This window comes from Gammaproteobacteria bacterium (assembly GCA_003696665.1).
Lineage (GTDB): Bacteria > Pseudomonadota > Gammaproteobacteria > Enterobacterales.
Genome location: RFGJ01000390.1, coordinates 1 through 1,588, shown reverse-complemented (window position 1 = coordinate 1,588; position 1,588 = coordinate 1). Strand labels below are relative to the sequence as shown.

General features: G+C 49.3%; 3 protein-coding genes. All 3 read left to right on the top strand.

Going from position 1 to position 1,588, the window contains the following annotated elements:
* On the top strand, positions 1–385 hold a 385-nt coding region (locus D6694_10065), incomplete at its 5' end, for a DUF3696 domain-containing protein (GenBank protein ID RMH40451.1).
* Positions 386–389: 4 nt separating this feature from the next.
* A complete protein-coding gene (locus D6694_10060) occupies positions 390–1,400 on the top strand; it encodes a hypothetical protein (protein ID RMH40450.1) in 1,011 nt (336 codons plus the stop codon).
* 73 nt (positions 1,401–1,473) lie between these two features.
* Positions 1,474–1,588 (top strand): DUF1156 domain-containing protein (locus D6694_10055; GenBank protein RMH40449.1); only part of this gene is annotated, 115 nt, incomplete at its 3' end.

Below are 1,588 nucleotides of genomic sequence, written 5' to 3'. Positions count from 1 at the left end.
GCTGGCTCCCGAGGGGACGGTTTTCTTGCTGGAACAGCCTGAACTGCACCTGCATCCCAAAGTGCAGGCCATCCTGGCCGATTTCTTCCTGGGGCTGACTAGAGTGGGTAAGCAGGTCATTGTTGAGACGCACAGCGAGTACCTGATCAACCGCCTGCGCCGCCGCGTGGCCGAAGACGAAAGCGACACACTACATCAGGACATCCAGATTTACTTCGTCGAACGCGAGAACGGCACTTCGCGCTTCCGCAGCGTGGATTTGAACGAATTTGGCGTGCCACTTGATTGGCCTAAGGGCTTTTTTGACGATGGTCCAAGCGAATCACGTCGTATCGTAGAGGCTGCACTTAAGAAGAAGGCCAATAAGGCAAGGCGGGGGAAATAATTCGATGGATATCTTGCTTGATCCTTATATTGTCAATGTGCCATCCGCAGATGCACCAGAAGATGAGTGTGACGCATACATTTACCACATTGTCCAGTGGACGAAATGTATTGATAACACGCCACACAAGTTTTGGTTGCCAGAAAAAGTTTATACTGCATTGGCAAACTTGAGACGGTATCCGAATTTTGACAATCTTACGTTCCTTGCTTCTCGGATGCAAAATAACGGCAGGAGCATTTTGGCTGAGCACGAGATTGTAAATGTCGCTTACAAACTGCTGATGCCACCTTTATTTGAAGAAAACTTTGGTTTCTCTGCTTTACCCGATAGTGCCACTAATATTGTAATTATTCCGCAGGCGATCCTGGACAGATTGCCTGTCGAGGCTGCCGATGCATTAGTGGAAACATTGGCCGAAGTCACACTGGCAGCCCAAGAACGAAAAGAATTAGATGATTTGGTTTTTGCTACCATTCCTGACGGATTCGTTGAAAAATATCTGGAGGCCCGGATTGAAGAAAGCATAGAGGAGCCACGTTCATGGAAAGGGAGAATGGTTTTTTCTCCCGATGAACTTGACAACATCGTTGGTATCGAGATGTTTTGGGATGATGTCCCGCGTGCCATCGCCTGGGCAAAACAGAGCTTGCAGACAAACAGGGTTGCTATCAAAAACATGGCAGAGTGGATAGAAGGCGATAATTTTGTAGATTCAATCCGTCAAACGCACATGGATCGGGATTCCAAGGCGTTACAGGCTCTCTACATTGAGATTGTCAAAATGCTTGCAGGTATTACACCCCGCTTTGAGAAGTCGCGCTACAACAACAAATCGACCCCCAATCATCCCATTAAAAAAGGCGGCAAGGTAGTTACGCGTCAAAAGGACAAGGCAGAAGCCTATCGCCTGCGTATTCAGGACGACTGGCACCTGCATTACTGGCTGCTGGATGAGCACACCGTCGAACTGGCCAATGTGAAACGTGGCCACGTTATGAAAATCAAATCCTGAAACCCTGTACGGTGAGATTTATCTCGCCCGGCGACAACATGAATGTAGCCATATAAATACTGAGTGAGGAACCATGCCCAACGACCGCGCCTTCATCGAAACCCAATTCCCTGTTGCCAGACTCTCCGCCGAAGCCTACAAGGAACGCAAGGCCGTCGCCGGCCAGACGCTGACCGGCCTGGGCAAGT

Coding starts and splice junctions, on each gene's coding strand:
- D6694_10060 (RMH40450.1), top strand. CDS start 390: ATGGATATCTTGCTTGATCCTTATATTGTCAATGTGCCATCCGCAGAT.